The 17560-nt window shown below is 73.6% G+C and carries 13 protein-coding genes and 1 pseudogene; 8 read left to right on the plus strand and 6 right to left on the minus strand.

Annotated elements, in window-relative coordinates; translation table 11 throughout:
• Positions 1-210 precede the first annotated feature (210 nt).
• Positions 211-1464: a multidrug effflux MFS transporter gene (locus IEZ31_RS47615; RefSeq protein WP_308429519.1), complete on the plus strand. Its 1254-nt coding sequence runs from the start codon at positions 211-213 to the stop codon at positions 1462-1464.
• A gap of 83 nt (positions 1465-1547) precedes the next feature.
• On the opposite strand, the gene IEZ31_RS47620 is transcribed toward IEZ31_RS47615, so the two are convergent.
• Positions 1548-1898: a histone-like nucleoid-structuring protein Lsr2 gene (locus IEZ31_RS47620; protein ID WP_190256749.1), complete on the minus strand. Its 351-nt coding sequence runs from the start codon at positions 1896-1898 to the stop codon at positions 1548-1550.
• Between the two features lie 210 nt (positions 1899-2108).
• On the opposite strand from IEZ31_RS47620, the gene IEZ31_RS47625 reads away from it, so the two are divergent.
• The 3 genes from IEZ31_RS47625 (at position 2109) to IEZ31_RS47635 (ending at position 4279) form a co-directional block, all read left to right on the plus strand.
• Positions 2109-2648: a DinB family protein gene (locus tag IEZ31_RS47625; protein WP_373294809.1), complete on the plus strand. Its 540-nt coding sequence runs from the start codon at positions 2109-2111 to the stop codon at positions 2646-2648.
• 41 nt (positions 2649-2689) lie between these two features.
• Positions 2690-3769: a serine hydrolase domain-containing protein gene (locus IEZ31_RS47630; protein WP_190256750.1), complete on the plus strand. Its 1080-nt coding sequence runs from the start codon at positions 2690-2692 to the stop codon at positions 3767-3769.
• Between the two features lie 180 nt (positions 3770-3949).
• On the plus strand, positions 3950-4279 hold the full coding sequence (locus IEZ31_RS47635; RefSeq protein ID WP_190256751.1) for a hypothetical protein: 330 nt from the start codon (positions 3950-3952) through the stop codon (positions 4277-4279).
• A gap of 126 nt (positions 4280-4405) precedes the next feature.
• On the opposite strand, the gene IEZ31_RS47640 is transcribed toward IEZ31_RS47635, so the two are convergent.
• Genes IEZ31_RS47640 through IEZ31_RS47650 form a run of 3 tightly spaced genes read right to left on the minus strand, consistent with a single transcriptional unit; the run spans position 4406 to position 7262 of the window.
• Entirely contained in the window at positions 4406-5179 is a 774-nt protein-coding gene (locus IEZ31_RS47640) for an ATP-binding cassette domain-containing protein (protein ID WP_190256752.1), read from the minus strand.
• The gene (locus IEZ31_RS47645; protein ID WP_229836974.1) at positions 5176-6189 is read right to left on the minus strand and encodes an ABC transporter permease; all 1014 of its coding nucleotides are present in this window, start codon (positions 6187-6189) and stop codon (positions 5176-5178) included. The genes IEZ31_RS47640 and IEZ31_RS47645 overlap by 4 nt, the downstream gene beginning before the upstream one ends.
• Complete coding sequence (locus IEZ31_RS47650; RefSeq protein WP_190256753.1) at positions 6186-7262, minus strand: substrate-binding domain-containing protein; 1077 nt, start codon at positions 7260-7262, stop codon at positions 6186-6188. The genes IEZ31_RS47645 and IEZ31_RS47650 overlap by 4 nt, the downstream gene beginning before the upstream one ends.
• A 232-nt stretch (positions 7263-7494) precedes the next feature.
• Between IEZ31_RS47650 and IEZ31_RS47655 the strand changes: the two genes are divergently transcribed.
• Complete coding sequence (locus tag IEZ31_RS47655; protein WP_229836976.1) at positions 7495-8505, plus strand: LacI family DNA-binding transcriptional regulator; 1011 nt, start codon at positions 7495-7497, stop codon at positions 8503-8505.
• On the opposite strand, the gene IEZ31_RS47660 is transcribed toward IEZ31_RS47655, so the two are convergent.
• Positions 8502-9359: an aminoglycoside phosphotransferase family protein gene (locus IEZ31_RS47660; protein WP_190256780.1), complete on the minus strand. Its 858-nt coding sequence runs from the start codon at positions 9357-9359 to the stop codon at positions 8502-8504. The genes IEZ31_RS47655 and IEZ31_RS47660 overlap by 4 nt on opposite strands.
• A 278-nt stretch (positions 9360-9637) precedes the next feature.
• On the opposite strand from IEZ31_RS47660, the gene IEZ31_RS47665 reads away from it, so the two are divergent.
• From IEZ31_RS47665 to IEZ31_RS58710, 3 genes and pseudogenes are all read left to right on the plus strand, one after another.
• Positions 9638-10933, plus strand: coding sequence for a ThuA domain-containing protein (locus IEZ31_RS47665; protein WP_229836978.1), 1296 nt, complete (start codon positions 9638-9640; stop codon positions 10931-10933).
• Positions 10934-11036: 103 nt separating this feature from the next.
• Positions 11037-13176: pseudogene (locus tag IEZ31_RS47670) on the plus strand (rhamnogalacturonan lyase family protein).
• Positions 13177-13208: 32 nt separating this feature from the next.
• Complete coding sequence (locus IEZ31_RS58710) at positions 13209-15308, plus strand: discoidin domain-containing protein (RefSeq protein ID WP_190256754.1); 2100 nt, start codon at positions 13209-13211, stop codon at positions 15306-15308.
• A gap of 4 nt (positions 15309-15312) precedes the next feature.
• Here the strand turns inward: IEZ31_RS58710 and IEZ31_RS47680 are convergent, their stop codons facing one another.
• Positions 15313-17541: a hypothetical protein gene (locus IEZ31_RS47680; RefSeq protein WP_190256755.1), complete on the minus strand. Its 2229-nt coding sequence runs from the start codon at positions 17539-17541 to the stop codon at positions 15313-15315.
• Between the last annotated feature and the right edge of the window lie 19 nt (positions 17542-17560).

Here is a 17560-nt window from a genome sequence, read left to right on the forward strand (position 1 = left end):
TCCCAGCGCAGCCACCCCCAGCGAAGCAGGGCGCAGCGGAGCAGGCCACGGCGCAGCCAGCCCCAGCAGAGCAGGCCACAGCCAAGCCAGCCCCAGCAGAGCAGGCCACAGCGAAGCCGGCCCCGGCGCAGCCAGCCGCAACAGAGCCGGCCCTGTGACCTCCGGCACGTCCGGGAATACGCTCTCCAGTGATCGCCTTGCCTGTCACATGTGACCCAGCCATCCATGCCCGGCGACCTCATGACCCGCGCCCAGCGCGTCCGGCTCGTGCTGGTCCTCGGCTCGCTCATCGCGATCGGCCCGCTGACCATCGACATGTACCTCCCGGCGCTGCCGAGCATCACCGGCAGCCTGTCGACCACGCCGGCCGCGGTGCAGCTGACGCTGACCGGCACGCTGGTGGGTCTGGCGCTGGGGCAGCTGCTGATCGGGCCGCTGTCCGACGCGGTGGGCCGCCGCCGGCCGCTGATCGCGGGTCTGCTGCTGCACGTCGCGGCGTCGGTCGCGTGCGTGTTCGCGCAGGACGTGACGACGCTCGGCGGGCTGCGCGTGCTGCAGGGCCTGGGCGTGGCCGCCTCGTCGGTGGTCGCGATGGCGGTGGTCCGCGACCTGTTCAGCGGGGCGGCGTTCGCGAGCCTGTTCTCGCGGCTGATGCTGGTCATGGGCGCGGCGCCGATCCTCGCACCCACGCTGGGCAGTGCCGTGCTGCGCTGGACGGACTGGCGGGGGGTGTTCGTCGCCCTGGCCTTCGCAGGTGTACTGCTGAGCGTCGTCGCCGCGGTGGCGCTGCGCGAGACGCTGCCGCCGCAGCGGCGCCGCTCGGGCGGCACGCTGCGGGTCTACGGCGGGCTGCTGCGTGACCGCACGTTCGTGGGGCTGGTGCTGGTCGCCGGCCTGGCGATGGCGGCGCTGTTCGCCTACGTGTCGGGCTCCTCGTTCGTGTTCCAGGGGCAGTACGGGCTGAGCGAGCAGGAGTTCGGTCTGGCCTTCGGCGCCGGCGCGGTCGGCCTGATCACGGCCACGCAGGTCAACGTGCGGCTGCTGCGCCGGTACAGCCCGCAGCGGATCCTGGTGACGGCGCTGCTGGCCGGCTCGCTGGCCGGCCTGGCCCTGGTGGGCCTGGCGGCGACCGGCCTCGGCGGCCTGCCGGCCGTCCTGGCGGCGCTGTGGATGGTGCTGGCCTCGGCCGGCCTGGCCCTGCCGAACGCGCCGGCGCTGGCGATGTCCCGCCACGGCGAGGCGGCCGGCACCGCGGCGGCCCTGCTGGGCGCGGTGCAGTTCGGCGTCGGCGCGGCGGCGGCGCCGCTGGTCGGCGTGCTCGGCACGGGCGCCGTGTCGATGGGCGTGGTCGTGGCGGGCGGCATGCTGACGGCGACGGCGGTGCTGTTCGCGGTGGTCCGGCCGAGCCGGTTGACCGCGCTGGAGGTCCCGGAGGGCGAACTGGCCGGGGCCGCCGCGCACTGAGCCGCTGCGCACTGAGCGGCCGCGCACTGAGGCGCGCACAAGAAAAGCCCGCCGGACCGGTCCGGCGGGCTTTTCCGCGTCGTTCAGCGGCCGTTGGCCGCGTGATACTGGTCGACGATCTCCTGCTTGATCCGGCCCCGGTCGGAGACCTGGAAACCGGCGCTCTGGGCCCACTCGCGGATCGCACGGTTCTGGTCGCGGTCGCCGCGGCTGGTGCCCCGGGCGCGGCCGGGCGCCGGGCGGGCCGGAACGCTGCTGCGGCCCAGCTTGGTGCCGGCGGAAATGAAGGGCTTCAGCGCCGCGCGCAGTTTCTCGGCGTTCTTCTTCGACAGGTCGATCGCATACTGCACGCCGTCGAGGCCGAACGTCACGCTCTCGTCGGCAGGCTTGCCGTCCAGGTCGTCGATCAGTTCTTGAATGACCCGCTTGGCCATGGTGGACGATCCTCCCCGCGACGGTGTGGTTCCGCGAAACAGTATCGCCCATTGCCCCGATATTCCGCCAGATACGATTTTCGTATCTCCGTTCACCGATCGTGTCGGTTCAATTACCACATCCCGGGTAGGGCATACTCTGCGACCATGACGACGGCGGAGCTGAACTGGGGACGGCTGCTCGTGGCGCAGCTGGAGTTCTACTGGGACATGCACCTGCGCCCGAGGCTGAATGGGCTGACCGACGAGGAATACTGCTGGGAGCCGGTCGCGGGTTGCTGGAGCGTGCGGGCCGCCACGGACGGGCGATTCCGCATCGACGGGCCGGCCGCGCAGGCGGATCCGCCACCCGTCACGACGATCGCATGGCGCATGATGCACATCGCAGTCGGCTGTTTCGCGATCCGCTCCAGCGCGTTCTTCGGCGACGGTTCGGTCCCTGACGACGCCGACATGTTCGACCCCCGCCACGAGCCGGCGGATCTGCCCTCCACGGCGGCCGGGGGTGTCGCGTTCCTGGAGGACGCCTACCGGCAATGGCACGGCCACATCAGCACGCTCGGCGAGACCGCGATGCGCACTCCACTGGGACCGAAGGGCGCCTATTTCTCAGCCGAACCGATGGCCGCCCTGATCGTGCACATCAACCGCGAAACGATGCACCACGGCGGTGAGATCGGCGTGCTGCGTGATCTGTACCGGGCGACCGGCGCCACCACCCGCGACTCCCGGCTGACCGTGAGCGCCTGACCGCGAGCACCTGACGCGGCGTCGCCGGGCATGCTTGGCCCATGCTCGATTGGTCCGCACGGTCCGGCGGCCCCGCGCTCGACCGGGCCCTGCGCCTGGTCCGGGCGCGCGGCGGCGCGGCTCAGCTGTGCGTCGTGCACGACGGGCAGGTCGTCGCCGACGTCGCCCACGGGTGCGCGGCCGGCGACCTGTTCTGGGTGTTCTCGACCAGCAAGCCGTTCACGGCGCTGCTCGTGCACCGGCTCGCCGAACGCGGGGCGCTGTCGCTCGACGACACGCTCGCGCAGCACTGGCCGGCGTTCGCAGCGAACGGCAAGGAGCCGATCACCGTCCGGCACGTGCTGCAGCACCGCTCCGGGCTGCCGGTCGCGCGCAGCTCGGTCGCCGACGCGCTGGCGATGACCAGCTGGGAACGCTCGGTGCGGGCCGTGGAACGGGCGCGACCCCGGTTCCCGGCCGGCGGCGGCCCGGCGTACCAGTACGTCACCTACGGTTTCCTGCTCGGCGAGCTCCTGCAGCGGATCATGGGAACGCCGTTGCGGGAGCTGCTGCACGAGGAGATCCTGGCGCCGCTCGGCCTGCGGGACACGTTCCTGGGCGTGCCCGACGCCGAACTGCACCGCCAGGTCCCGGTCCGCGCCCGCGGCCCCGCCGCCGTGGCCGCCCAGGCGTTCGTGAACCGCCGGGAGACCCGCCAGGCGGTGATCCCGGCCGCCGGCATCTCCACGACGGCCCGGGACCTGGCGGTGCTGTACCAGGCGCTGCTCGACGGCGGCGGCCCGCTGCTGTCGCGGGAGTCGGTCGCGGCGGCGACGACCCCGACCAGCGACGGCACGGTGGACGCCTTCATCCGGTTGCCGATCCGCTGGTCGCAGGGGTTCCAGCTGGGCGGGCCGGGCCTGCAGCCGGACCGCCCCCGGCCGATGGGCCGCACGAGCAGCCCGGAGGCGTTCGGCCACAACGGCAGCAACGTGTGCGTGGCGTGGGCCGACCCGGCCCGGCGGCTCGTGGTCGCGTACCTCACGAACCGCCTGGAGTCCCCCGCCGCCGGCGCGGCGGCCCACAACGCGGTCGCGGAGGCGATCCTGGCGGAGTTTCCGCCGGGCCTCTCGCCCCGCTGAGCCCGGTCGTTGCCGGCAGTTTCCTGGCAAAAGGCTCGTCCCGCGGGCCCGGCGGCCGAACTCAGGCCCGCCGGGTGCGGGACCGCTCCCGGGAAGTGGCGGCTCACCAGCGACACGGACGGAGCACAGGTGACATCGATCAGCGGTATCAGTGGGGTAACGGGGGTGTACGGCGCCCGGATGGCGTCGTTGCGGCCACCGCCGGAGCGTGCCGGCGGGCAGGACCCGATGGCCCCCGTGGCCAGGGCGCTCGGGTTGTCCGGCGACGGGCTCAGGCAGCGGTTGCAGCACGGGAACAGCCTCAGCGACCTGGCCGAGGAGCAGGGCGTCTCGCACGCCGACCTGATCGCGGCGATCAAGGCCGGCAAGCCGGTCTCGGACGCCAACGGGGCGGCGGCCGCGGAGAACGACGACGCGGCCGCCGAGCGGATCGCGGCCGCCACGGGCAAGCCGCCGGATGACCCGGACCGGTTCCAGCGGCCCGGCACGCTGCTGGATACCACCGCGTAGGGAACGGCACGGACGGCACGCTGCTGGACACCACCGCGTAGGGAACAGCGCGGACGGCACGCTGCTGGACACCACCGCGTAGGGAACGGCGCGGGCGGCACCGTGCCGCCCGCGCCGGCACCTCCGTCAACGGCCCGGCGTCTCCTGCAGGGTCGTGGCGCCGGTCATGATGGCGACCGCCTCGGACATGGTGTGTGACCTGGGGGTGATGACGCCCGCGCCGCGGCCGAGGCGCTGGACGTGGATACGGTCGGCGACCTCGAACACGTGCGGCATGTTGTGACTGATCAGGATGACCGGCAGCCCGCGGGAGCGGACCTCGCCGATCATCTTCAGCACCTGGTTCGACTCGCGGACGCCCAGCGCGGCCGTCGGCTCGTCGAGCACGATCACCTTGCTGCCGAACGCGGCCGCGCGGGCCACGGCAACGGCCTGGCGCTGACCGCCGGAGAGCGTCTCCACCGCGGCGGCGGTATTCTGGAGCGTTCCGATACCGAGATCCGTCAATGCCTTGGCGGCGTCGGCGCGCATGCCCTGCTTGTCCAGCATGCGCAGGACCGAGCCGAGCGGGCCGGGGCGGCGGCGCTCGCGGCCGAGGTACAGGTTGCTGGCGATGTCGAGTGCCGGCGCGACCGCCAGGGTCTGGTACACGGTCTCGATGCCGGCCCCGCGCGCGTCCTGCGGGCGGCGGAAGTGGACCGGGTTGCCGTCGAGCAGGATCTCGCCGGCGTCGGGGATGAGCGCGCCGGTCAGGCACTTGATGAGCGTCGACTTGCCGGCGCCGTTGTCGCCGATGACGGCGAGCACCTCCCCGGGGTACAACTCGATGTCGACGCCGTCGAGGCCGACGACCCGGCCGAAGGTCTTGACCAGGCCGCGCGCCGAGAGGACGGGAGTCATGCCTTCACCCTCCGGATCCACTGGTCGACGGCGACGGCCAGCAGGACGAGCAGGCCGACGGCGAGGACGCGGTACTGGTCGTCGACGCCCGCGAGCGACAGCCCGCTGCGGAACGAGCCGACGATGAGGGCGCCGAGCAGCGTGCCGAGCACGGCGCCGCGGCCGCCGAACAGGCTGGTGCCGCCGATGACGACGGCCGTGATGCTCTCCAGGTTGGCGTCGGTGATGGCGTTCGGGCTGGCGGCGCCGGCGCGCCCGATGAGGATCCACGCGGTGAGCCCGTAGACGGCGCCCGCGATGGTGTACACGCTGAGCAGCACCCGGTCGACCCGGATGCCGGCGAGCCGCGCGGCCTCCTTGTCGTCGCCGACCGCGTACACGTGCCGGCCCCACGCCGTGTTGGCGAGCGCGAACCCGACGACGACGTACAGCACGGCGACCATCACCACGCCCACCGTGATGCGGAACCGCCCGACGGCGAACGTCTCACCGGTCCAGTTGACGATCGCCGGCAGGTCGACCTGCTGCACGCTCTGCCCCTTGGAGTACAGCAGGCCGATCGCGGTGAAGACGCTGAGCGTGCCGAGCGTGACGATGAACGGCGGCAGCCCGATGCGGGTGACCAGGCCGCCGTTGAGCAGCCCGGCCGCGATCCCGACGGCGATCCCGACGAGGATCGCCAGGACGCCCGGGATACCGTTGCCCTCGGCGAGCTTCGCCGACAGCATCATCGCCAGGATGGTGACCGCGCCGACCGACAGGTCGATGCCGGCGGTGAGGATGATGAGGGTCTGGCCGACGGCGAGCGCTCCGATGACGGCGACCTGCTGCAGTACCAGGGAGAGCGAATTCGGCGAGGCGAAGCGCTGGTTGAGGCTGGTGAACACGATCACCGACAGCACCAGCACGAGGAGCGGGCTGATCGCCGGGTGCCCGTGCAGCAGGTGCTGGACCCGCTGCAGTGGCGAGTGGCGCCGCAGCGCGAACTGCTCGGCCGCGGTGGTGCTCACCGCTTGCCCCAGCAGAGCTCGGCGCCCTTGGTGCTGTCGATCGACTCGACGCCGCTGACCGGCTTGTCGGTCACCAGCGCGACCCCGGTGTCGAAGAACTCGAGGCCGTCGGTGACCTTCGGCTTCTCCCCGCCGGTCGCGATCTGCTTGATGGCCTTGACGCCCAGCTCCGCCATCTTCACCGGGTACTGCTGGGAAGTGGCGTTGACGAGGCCGTCCTTCACCTGCTTGACGCCGTCGCATCCGCCGTCGATGGAGACGACGAGCGCGCCCTGGACGCCGGCCGCCCTGAGCGCCTGCTGGGCGCCGACCGCCGCCGGTTCGTTGATGGTGTAGACGACGTTGACCGCCGGGTTCTTCGTCAGGCAGCGCTCCATCGCGGTGCGGCCGCCGTCCTCGGCGCCGTTCGTCGGCTCGTTGCACACGATGGTGTAGGTGCCGCCGCCGGAGTACGAGCCGGACCTGGCCTCGTCGCCGTTGCGCTTCTTGTCCTTGGCGTCGATGCCCAGGCCGGTGAGGAAGCCCTGGTCGCGGTTGTAGTCGACGGACACGATCTTGTCGTTGAACAGGTCGAGCAGGGCGATGGTCGCGGGCTTGCCAGCCAGCTGCCCCGCGGTCCACCTGCCGATGAGCTCGCCGGCCTTGAAGTTGTCGGTCGCGAACGTGATGTCCACGGTGGACGGTGGGTCGGGCGGGGTGTCGAGGGCGATGACGTACAGCCCGGCGTCGCGCGCCTTCTTGATCGCCGGGTTGACGCCGGGGCCGTTGGGCGTGATGAGGATGCCGTCGTCGCCGCGGGCGATGGCGTCCTCGATCGCCTGCACCTGGCCGGCCTCGTCGCCGTCGGCCTTGCCCGCGGCGACGGTGAGCTTGACGCCTTCGGCGCTCGCGGTGGCGCGGGCGCCCTCCTGCATGGTGACGAAGAAGGGGTTCGTGGAGTTCTTGGTGATGAGCGCGACGGAGACGCCGTCACCCCCGCCCGGGCCGTCGTCGCCGCAGGCGCCGACGGTCAGGCCGGTGACGAGCGCGGCGGCGAGCAGTAGCGCGGCCCGCCGACCCGGTTGCTGGATCATGTCCGCTCTCCTCGATGCTTGACAACGTTGTCAGAACACTGTCGAATGTCCATATCATGATTGTCAATACTGCCAGGTCCAAGATCTGTGGTAACGATTAGAAGGCGAACAAGGAATCTTGACATCGTTGTCCGCAAGGGTCAGCGCAACCGGCGCGTGACCGGGTTCCCGCGCGCGCCGGGCCGGGAGCGGCGCGGTATCGTGCGGCTCGCCCGAGATCGAGGAGGCACCCGTGGACGCACGCCCCACCCTGCGCGACGTGGCGCTGCTGGCCGGGGTGAGCCCGAAGACGGTCTCGCGCGTCGTGAACCGGGAGGCCGGGGTCAGCGCGCCCCTCGCCGGGAAGGTGCGGCGGGCGATCGAGCAGCTGGGGTACCGGCCGAACATCACCGCCAGCAGCCTGCGGCGGGCCGGCGGGCGCACCGCGGCCATCGCGGCGGTGCTCGAGGACATCGCGAACCCGTTCTCCTCGGCGCTGCACCGCGCGCTGGAGGACGTGGCCCGCGAGCGGGGGGTGATGATCTTCGCCGGGAGCGTGGACGAGGACCCCGGGCGGGAGCGGGCCCTGGTCCACGAGTTCACCATGCGGCAGGCCGACGCGCTCGTGATCGTGCCGGCCAGCGACAACCAGGCGTACCTCGGACGCGAGATGGCCGCCGGAACACCCGTCGTGTTCGTCGACCGGCCCCCCGTCGGGGTGCACGCCGACGCCGTCCTCGCCGACAACGAGGCCGGGGCAGCCGCGGCCGTGCACCACCTCGTCGCGCACGGGCACCGCGAGCTCGCGTACCTCGGCGACCTGCGCACCATCGCGACCGCGCGGCAGCGCTTCCAGGGGTTCCGCGACGCGCTGAGCGAGCACGGCCTGCGGCCCGCCCACGTCGCCCACGACCTGCACACCGCCGAGGCGGCCGAGCAGGCGATGGCGCGCATGCTGGCCGCGCAACGCCCGCCGACGGCGGTGTTCAGCGCGCAGAACCTGGTGACGATCGGCGTGATCCGGGCGCTGCGCGCGAGCGGGCGGCACCACGACGTGGCGCTCGTCGGGTTCGACGACTTCCCCCTGGCCGACCTGCTGGAGCCGGCGGTGACGGTCGTCGCGCAGGACCCGTCGACGATGGGCCGGGTGGCGGCGTCGCTGGTGTTCCGCCGCCTCGACGGCGAGACGTGGGATCCGACGACGCACCTGGTGCCGACGCGCCTGGTGACGCGCGGCTCGGGCGAGCTGCGCGGCCCCGCCTAGCCCACGTCCGCCAGCACCTCCGCGATCAGCCGGCGGGCCAGGCCGGCGAGGAACGGGTTGGTGTCGCGGTAGTACGGCAGCGCGTTGACCGCCATCGTCAGCGCCCAGCACCGCCCCCGGCGCCACTGCGGCTCGTCGGCGCCGACGCGGTCCCGGAACGCCGGGCGGTCGGCGCCGTCCAGCAGCGACCAGGCCGGCAGCAGGTCGATCGCGGGATCGCCGACCGCGAGACAGCTCCAGTCGATGACCGCGCTCAGCCGGCCGTCGTCGACGAGCACGTTCCCGCCGTGCAGGTCGCCGTGCAGCCAGGTGGGCGGGCCGCTCCACGGCGGTACCGAAGCGTCCGAACGCCAGATCTCGGTCAATCGCTCGGCGTCGTACTCCCCCGCCAGCTGTTGGATCGGGGGCGGGACCGCCGCCGGGTCGATCGGTGCGCCGCGGCCGCCCGCGCGGGCCGGCGGGCCGCCGGTGGCCTCGACGCGGCGCAGCGCCACGACGAAGTCGGCGATGTCGAGCGCCGGCACGACGCCCGGGTTGGTGCCGGGGAGCCAGCGGTACACGCCCCACTGGTACGGGTAGCCGAACCCCGGTTCGCCCACCGCGAGCGGCGCCGGCACCGCGACCGGCAGCCGCGGGGCCAGCAGCGGCAGCCACGTCTCCTCCAGCGCGATCTGGCCCGTCGCCCAGTCGATGCGGGGCAGCCGGACGGCGAGCTCGTCGCCCAGGCGGTAGATCGCGTTGTCCGTGCCGCCCGACGCGACCGGCGTCACCGGCAGGCCGGCCCAGGCCGGGAACTGCGCCGCGAGCAGCAGCCGGACCAGCTCAGCGTCGGTCGGTACCTCGCCCTCGTGCATCACCGGCCGATCATCGCAGGACCGCCGCGTCCCCGGCGGCGAATATCCGCGACGGTGGCGGACGCATCGATGCGATGTGCGGCGCCGACGCCGAGCGCCGGCCGCCCCGACCCGCCACCCCGGAGCGCCTCGCACCGCGTGTGAGCGGCGCGGACGGGTTAATTGGCGACTTAATTTAACTATTAGCGTTCTTTACCTTGTGGGGGCGTCATCGATGGCTGATGATGCCAAGGGAGCGGATCCGCCCGTCCCCTCCCGCCCTACCGAAGGACCCCTCTGTGCTCAGGAAGCTTGCGATCGCTGCGGTCGCCGTGCTCGTGACGCTGGGGGTGGGTCTCGCCATCCGGCCCGCCCTCGCCGCCGAACCGTTCAAGGTGCTCGCGTTCTACAACGGGACCTGGGACGCCGCGCACATCGACTTCGACAAGGAGGCCCGGGACTGGTTCCCGCAGGCCGGCGCCCAGAACGGCTTCACCTGGGAGGCCACCACCGACTGGAGCCGCCTCAACACCGGCAGCCTCGCGCAGTACAAGGTGATCATGTTCCTCGACGACGCGCCGCCGTCGGGGCAGCGGGCCGCGTTCCAGCAGTACATGCAGAACGGTGGCGCCTGGATGGGCTTCCACGTCAGCGCGTGGACCGACAACCCCGGCGCGTGGAGCTGGTACTACAACACCTTCCTCGGCTCCGGCGCGTTCCGGACGAACACGTGGGGGCCGACCCGCGTGACGCTCAAGGTCGAGGACCGCAACCACCCGTCCACCGCCGGGCTGCCGGCGACGTTCCAGTCCTCGGTCAGCGAGTGGTACTCCTGGAGCAACGACCTGCGCCAGAACCCCAGCATCGACATCCTGGCATCGGTGGACGCGAGCAGCTTCCCGGTCGGCACCGATCCCAACCAGTCGTGGTACAGCGGGTACTACCCGATCCTGTGGACGAACCGCAACTACAAGATGCTGTACGCCAACTTCGGCCACAACGGCATGAACTACTCGACGAACACGCGCACCTCGTCCACATTCGACAGTCCGAACCAGAACCGCTGGCTGATCCAGGGCCTGCAGTGGCTGGCCGGCGTCACCAGCACCCCACCGAGCACCACGCCGCCCACGTCGGCGTCGCCGAGCGCCGGGCCGATCTCGCCCACCGCCTGGTACTCCGTCGTCAACAAGACCAGCGGCAAGTGCATCGACGCCCGCGCGGCGGGAACGGCGAACGGGACGGCGATCCAGCAGTACACCTGCAACGCCACCAACGCGCAGCAGTTCCAGATCCAGCCGACCAGCGGCGGCTTCTCCCGCGTCAACCAGCGCGGCAACCCGGTCCAGGCGCTCGACGTCACCAACGTGTCGACGGCCGACAACGCGCCGATCCAGACCTGGACGTACGGCGGCGGCACCAACCAGCAGTGGCAGGCCGTCTCGGAAGGTGGCGGCTGGTACCACTTCGTGAGCCGGCTGTCGGGCAAGTGCCTCGACGTGCCGGGCGCGTCGACGGCCGACAGCGTGCAACTGGTGCAGTACACGTGCAACGGCACCGGCGCGCAGTCGTTCAGGCTCGTCCAGCAGGGCTGAAAGTTTCGCGGCGCCCGGGCATGTCCCGGGCGCCGTACGCCGTCACATATTGTCATCCGTCTCTTTCCGGACGCAGCCTGTGGCTTCGACGGAGAGGAGCGGAATCGTGCGAAGAACAGTCATAGCCGCCTCGGCGGCGGCGGCCGTGGTCGCCGCCGGGGTGGTCGCGGTGCAGGCCGCGGGCGCGGCGGCCGCCGGCTGCCGGGTCACGTACACGGGACGTCACGAACCTCGGCGACCCGGTGAACGGCTGGGCCCTCACCTGGACGTTCGCCGCCGGGCAAGCGGTTTCCCAGGCCTGGAACGCGACCGTCACGGCATCCGGCAGCGCGGCGCGGGCCGTCGACGCCGGCTACAACGCCGCCATCGCCACCGGCGGGACGGTGTCGTTCGGCTTCAACGGGTCGTGGACGACGTCGAACCCGATCCCGGCCGACTTCGCCCTGAACGGCGTGGCCTGCACCGGCGGTACGACATCGCCGTCGCCGTCGGCGTCACCGCCCACCTCGAACCCTCCCACGGGGAGCGGCAAGCAGGTCGAGGACCTCGACCGCGGGCTCATCTCGGTGCGCTCAGGCAGCGGGAACCTCGTCTCGTGGCGGCTGCTGGGCACCGAGGCGCTGTCGACGGCCTTCAACGTCTACCGCGGATCGACCCGCATCGCGACGGTCACCGACTCGACGAACTACCTCGATGCCGGGGCCGCCGCCGACGCGTCCTACACCGTCCGCGCGGTCGTCGGCGGCGCCGAGCAGGCGGCGTCGGCGGGCTCGCTGCGGTTCGCGAACGGGTACCTCGACGTGCCCATCTCCCCGCCGGGCAGCAGCTACAGCGCGAACGACGCGTCCGTCGGCGACCTCGACGGCGACGGCGTGTACGAGATCGTCCTGAAATGGGATCCGTCGGACGCGAAGGACAACTCCCAGTCCGGCGTGACGAGCGTCGTCTACGTCGATGCCTACCGGCTCAACGGCCAGCGCCTCTGGCGGATCAACCTGGGCCGCAACATCCGCGCGGGTGCGCACTACACGCAGTTCCAGGTGTACGACTACGACGGCGACGGGCGGGCCGAGGTGGCCATGAAGACCGCCGACGGCACCACCGACGGCACCGGGCGGGTCATCGGCAGCGCCTCGGCCGACTACCGCAACTCGTCCGGCTACGTGCTGTCCGGCCCGGAGTACCTGACGATGTTCAACGGCCAGACGGGCGCGGCGATGTCGACGGTGGACTACGTCCCGCCGCGCGGCACGGTCTCGTCGTGGGGCGACAGCTACGGCAACCGCGTCGACCGGTTCCTGGCCGCGACGGCCTACCTCGACGGCCAGCGCCCGTCCCTGATCATGGCTCGGGGGTACTACACCCGCTCCGTCATCGTGGCCTGGGACTTCCGCAACGGGGCACTGACCCGCCGCTGGACGTTCGACTCGAACTCGTCCGGCAACTCCGCGTACGCCGGCCAGGGCAACCACCAGCTCTCGGTCGCCGACGTCGACGCCGACGGCCGCGACGAGATCATCTATGGTGCGATGGCCGTCGACGACAACGGCGCCCGGCTGTGGAACACCGGCAACGGCCACGGCGACGCGATGCACGTCGGCGACCTGGACCCGTCCCGGCCCGGGCTGGAGGAGTTCAAGGTCGACGAGGACGGCAGCAAGCCGTCGTCGTGGATGGCCGACGCGCGCACCGGGCAGATCCTGTGGTCGACGGCGGCCAACGGCGACAACGGCCGCGGCGTGTCGGGCGACATCTGGGCCGGCAGTCCCGGTGCGGAGTCGTGGTCCTCGGCCGCCGACGGCGTGCGCAGTCCGAAGGGGACGGTCGTGTCGACCCGCAAGCCGAGCTCGACGAACTTCCTGGCCTGGTGGGACGGCGACCCGGTGCGCGAACTGCTCGATGCCACGCATATCGACAAATATGGTACCTCTGGGGACACGCGGCTGCTCACGGCCTCCGGCGTGCACTCGAACAACGGCACCAAGTCGACGCCGTCGCTGTCCGGCGACATCCTCGGCGACTGGCGCGAGGAGGTGATCTGGCCGACCACGGACAACACGGCGCTGCGCATCTACGCGTCGCCGGTGGCGACGAACCTGCGGCTGTGGACGCTGATGCACGATCCGCAGTACCGCGTGGCGATCGCCTGGCAGAACACGGCCTACAACCAGCCGCCGCACCCGTCGTACTTCATCGGCAACGGCATGTCGACCCCGCCGCAGCCCGTGGTGTACGTGCGCTGAAACTGTCGTAGGCGCCGGGTAGGTTGGCGGGCATGGAAGTGCTGATCGGTGGGGTGGCCGTTCCCGACGGCTGGCTCGCCCTGGCGGTGCCTCCACAGGCCGCCCCGACCGCGGCCGACCTCGTGGAGCCGGTGCGGGCCGCGGTCCGCACCGGCACCGAGGGCGTGCTCCTGCTCGTGCCGGGGGACGTCGCGGCCGGGCTGGCCGGCCCGCTCGGCCTGCCCGTGGTGGCGCCGGCCGGGCCGGTGGTGGCCTCGCCCTCCGGCACCCTGTTCGCGGACGCCGGGTTCTGGCGGCACACGCCGGACGGGCGGCGGGTCGCCGAGGGGCCGCGCTGGCCGGCTCCGGCCTGGCAGTCGGCGGTTCCGGCCCGCACGCCGTGGCCCTCGGGTGCCGAGGTGCGGGCGGTCCCGGCCGGCTGGGCGCTGGGTCCGGTCCCGTCGGGGCCTGCGCCCGGTCCGGCCGCCCCGGAGTCCGCGCTCGCTGCGGGTGCCTCGGGGTCGGCGCTCGGTTCCTTCGCGGCCGCGCCGGGTTCGGTCGACGCGGACCTCGCGCTCGCCGTGGCGGTCGACCCGGATCGGCCGCGGCTGCTCTTCGACCCCGCGCTCGGGCCCGAGCCGGTCGCCGCGGCACTGCTCGCCCTGCCACCCACGGTGCGGGCGGTGACCGACCTGGTCCCGCTCGGCCCCGGCCAGGGCGCGGGCCGGGCGGTCGCGGCCGGCGCCGCGGCCCGCTGCGGCGAGCCCGTCCAGCTCGTCAACGGCGTGCCGCTGCACACGCCGGGCGGGCAGATCATCGTGTGCTGCCTGGATGCCACCCACCGCCCGGTCTGGCCCGAGCCGGCCTGGCTGGTGCGGGTGCTGCCGGACGGCACGGAGGAGGTCCTGGCGTCCTCACCGCCCCAGCCGACGCTGCGCCCGATCGACGCCGCCACGTATGCCACGGACCAGGGCTGGACCGTCCGGCTCACGGGCGGCGGCCTCCACGCCCAGCCGCCGGGTGCGGCTCCGCCGGACCCCGCCCCGGTCGACGGCCGCTACCGGGTTGTCGTCGGGGTCGCGGGAGCGCCGGTCGACGACCTGCTGTGGCCGCCGCTGTCGGCGCTGTTCACGGCGGCCCTGACGGACATCCCGGCGGCGGTCGAGCTCGCGGTCGCCGGCGAGGCGTCGGCCTGGGGTCTCGCGGCGGCGCGGGAGCTGGCCGGACGGCACCCGGGACACCCGCCGGCCGCGACCGGCACCAGCACGCCCGCCGCGGGCGCGGCGACCGGTCCGAGCACCGACCCGAACGGCAGTCCCGACACCGATCCGGACATCGAGCAGGAGCCGAGCGCCCGGCCGTTCCTCGCGGCCGTTGCGGTGGCGATGCCTCGCGAGCCGGAAGTCCTGCCGGCCGGGGTCGGCCGGGCCGGCCGGCGGCGCCTGTCGATGCTCGTCGCGGCGGCGATCGCCGTCGTCGTCCTGGCCGTCGCCGGGGTCGCCGCGGCCTGGCCGGACCGGGACAGCGGCTCCGGCGACGCCGCCGGGGTCGTTGCCGCGGAGTCCGCGGACGGCGGGCCGCAGACCGCGGGAGCGCCGGGGTCCAGCGCGGCGGGCTCGCCGTCGGGGCGGCCCAGCTCGGCGCGGCCGTCGGCGTCGGGTTCCCCGTCACCGCAGCGGTCGGCGTCGGCGTCCGCGGGGCCGTCGGCGAGCCCGCCCGAGGTGCTCGACGGCGGGCCGGACCTGGCGGCCGGGCGCGCGGCCACCGAGAGCAGCCACACCGACGTCTATCCGGCGCGCAACGTGACCGACGGCGACCCGATGACATACTGGGAGAGCCGCAACAACGCCTTCCCGCAATGGGTCCAGGTCGACCTCGGCTCGGCCACGGACGTGGGGCGCGTGGTGTTCCGATTACCGCCGTCGACGGCCTGGCCGGCCCGCACCCAGCGCATCGCGGTGCTGGGCAGCCGCGACGGCTCCTCGTTCAGCACGCTCTCGGGCGACGCGACGTACTCGTTCGCCCCGTCCGCCGGCAACCGCGCGGTCGTGACGTTCGGGCGCTCCCAGCAGCGGTACGTGCGGCTGGTCTTCACGGCGAACTCGGGACAGCCGGCCGGGCAGCTGTCCGTGGTCGAGGTCTACCGCGCGTAGGTCGTCACGGCAGGCGGAGGGTCTGGACGGTGAGGGTGTCGGAGCGGTCGTGGACGACCACCACCCGCCCGCCCGGGTCGACGGCCAGCCAGGCCGACGAGACGATCTCCGGCGGGATGGCCAGGGCCACGGTCTGGCGCCGGCGGCACGTCGGTTCGGCGCACCGGACCACGAACGGGCGGCGGATGCCGGCCAGCGGGCCCGCGTTGCCCAGGCCGAGGCGGCTGACGGGCTCGGTGACCAGGGCGTACACGGCGCCGTTGGCCCACACGACCGTGGTGTCGTCGTCGCGCGGGTCGGCGGTGAGGAGCTGTTCGGAGCAGCTCTCCGCCGTGCAGTGCCGCAGGCGGCCCGCGCCCAGGTGGACCGTGCCGCCGGCCGGGGTGACGGTGAACGGGCCGCCGCGTTGGGGTGGGCCGTGGCGTTCGGTGACGGCGCAGGCGCCGGCGGCGCAGGTGCCGAGCCAGATCCGGGGGCCGTTCGCCTCGCGCAGCGCCACCCACGGGGCGCCCGAGTCGTCGACGCTGAGGGACAGGAGGCGGGCCTTCGGGGACTCGTAGGCGCCGTCGCGTGCCGGGGGTTGCGTGGCCGCCGTCCCGAGCACCGTCACTTTGGGGGTGGCGCAGATCGGGGTGGCCGCGGCCGAGCCTGGTGCGGCCGAGCCTGGTGCGGCCGAGCCTGGTGCGGCCGAGCCTGGTGCGGCCCCGCCCGGCACAGCGCCGCCCGGCACCGTCGCGCCCGGCACTGTCGCGCCCGGTGACACCGTGCCCGGCACGGCCGCGCCCGGTGACGCCGCGCCCGACACGGCCGCGCCCGGTGACGGCCCGCCCGGCGCGGCGGAACCCGGTGGGGGCGATGCCGGCGGGTTCGCGGCCGGCGGGGGCGGCGGGCAGCGGATCAGCGCCAGCTCGCTGGCGGCGCCGCCGGGCAGGGGGCGGACCGTCGCTACCAGGAGCGCGCCGTCCGGGGCCGTGGCCGCCGCCAGCGTGGGGGCCCGGCCCGGCGTCGGGCCGGGGAGCGTGAGCTGCTCCGTGTCGCAGCGGCGGGCCGGGTCGCAGCGGGTCAGCAGCGCCGGGCCCGGGGCGCCGCCGCCGGAGGAGTAGGAGTTGTCGGGCAGCAGGACGTAGGTGACCGTGCCGTCCGGGGCCACCGCGGCCGCCGCCGCGCTGGCGTGGCGGTTGGCCTCGGCGAAGAGCGGGGTGTCGCGGGTGTGGTGGCAGGTGTCGTCCAGGCAGTCGTGCACGCGGAAGGCGCCGGCGATGACCGGGGCGCGGCCGGCCGGCCAGCCGACCGCCAGGACCGCGTCGGAGCTGGCGATGACGCCCTCGGCGATGGGCGGCAGGCGGTACGGGTTGACCAGCGTCAACGCCGCGACCAGGGCCGCCGGCAGGGCCAGCGCGGCCAGGCGGAGCAGGCCCGGGGCGGCGCCCGCGACCGGGTGGGCGGACAGCGTGCGGCGCACCTCGTCGGGGCCGGTGGCGGCGGTGAACGCGCGGCCCAGCGCGGCCGCCTGCAGGGCCGCCGTCAGCACCAGCACCACGTGCCAGAGCAGCTCGGTGACGCCGGCCGGGAGGACCCGCGGCGGAAGGACCTCGCGGTGCAGGGTGACGGCGGCGCCCAGCAGCGCGGCGGGGCCGAGCGCGACGCCGAGGACGAGCAGCGCCAGCGCGGAGAAGGTCGCGCCGGGCGGCAGGCCGCCGAGCACCGAGGCGGGGGCGACCAGCGCCAGCCGGGCCAGCACGAACGGCGTCACCAGGAGGAACGCGATGAGCGCGGCCAGCCACGCCACCCGCGCTTCGGACACCAGGGCCAGCGTCCAGACCTCCAGCGCGACCGTTGCGGTGGCGATGGCCAGGGCGAGCAGGACGAGGGGCAGGCCGCGCAGGCCCAGGCGGATCGCGGTGGCCGGGCGCAGGCGGACGCCGGCCCGGGCGGCGCCCGTGACGGCCGTGCCGGCGGTGACCGCCCAGCACCACCCCACGACCAGCGGGAGGTGGATCAGCCAGGAGCCGGTGTCGAGCCGCAGGCGGCCGTCGACGAGGGCGGCGTCGTGGCGCAGGAGCAGCGTCCGCAGTACCGGATCGATGAGCAGGAACGGCACGAGGACCGGGACGAGGACCGCGAGCAGCGACCGCCACGCCCCGGCCGCCCGGCCGGTCGAGATCGGGGCCTCCCGCGCCGGCTCGTCGAGGACGGCCGTGTCGTCGCCCGGCCCCTGTTCCGGCTCCGCCACGGCCGCAGCGTAAACCACC

This window comes from Dactylosporangium sucinum (genome assembly GCF_014647515.1).
GTDB lineage: Bacteria > Actinomycetota > Actinomycetes > Mycobacteriales > Micromonosporaceae > Dactylosporangium > Dactylosporangium sucinum.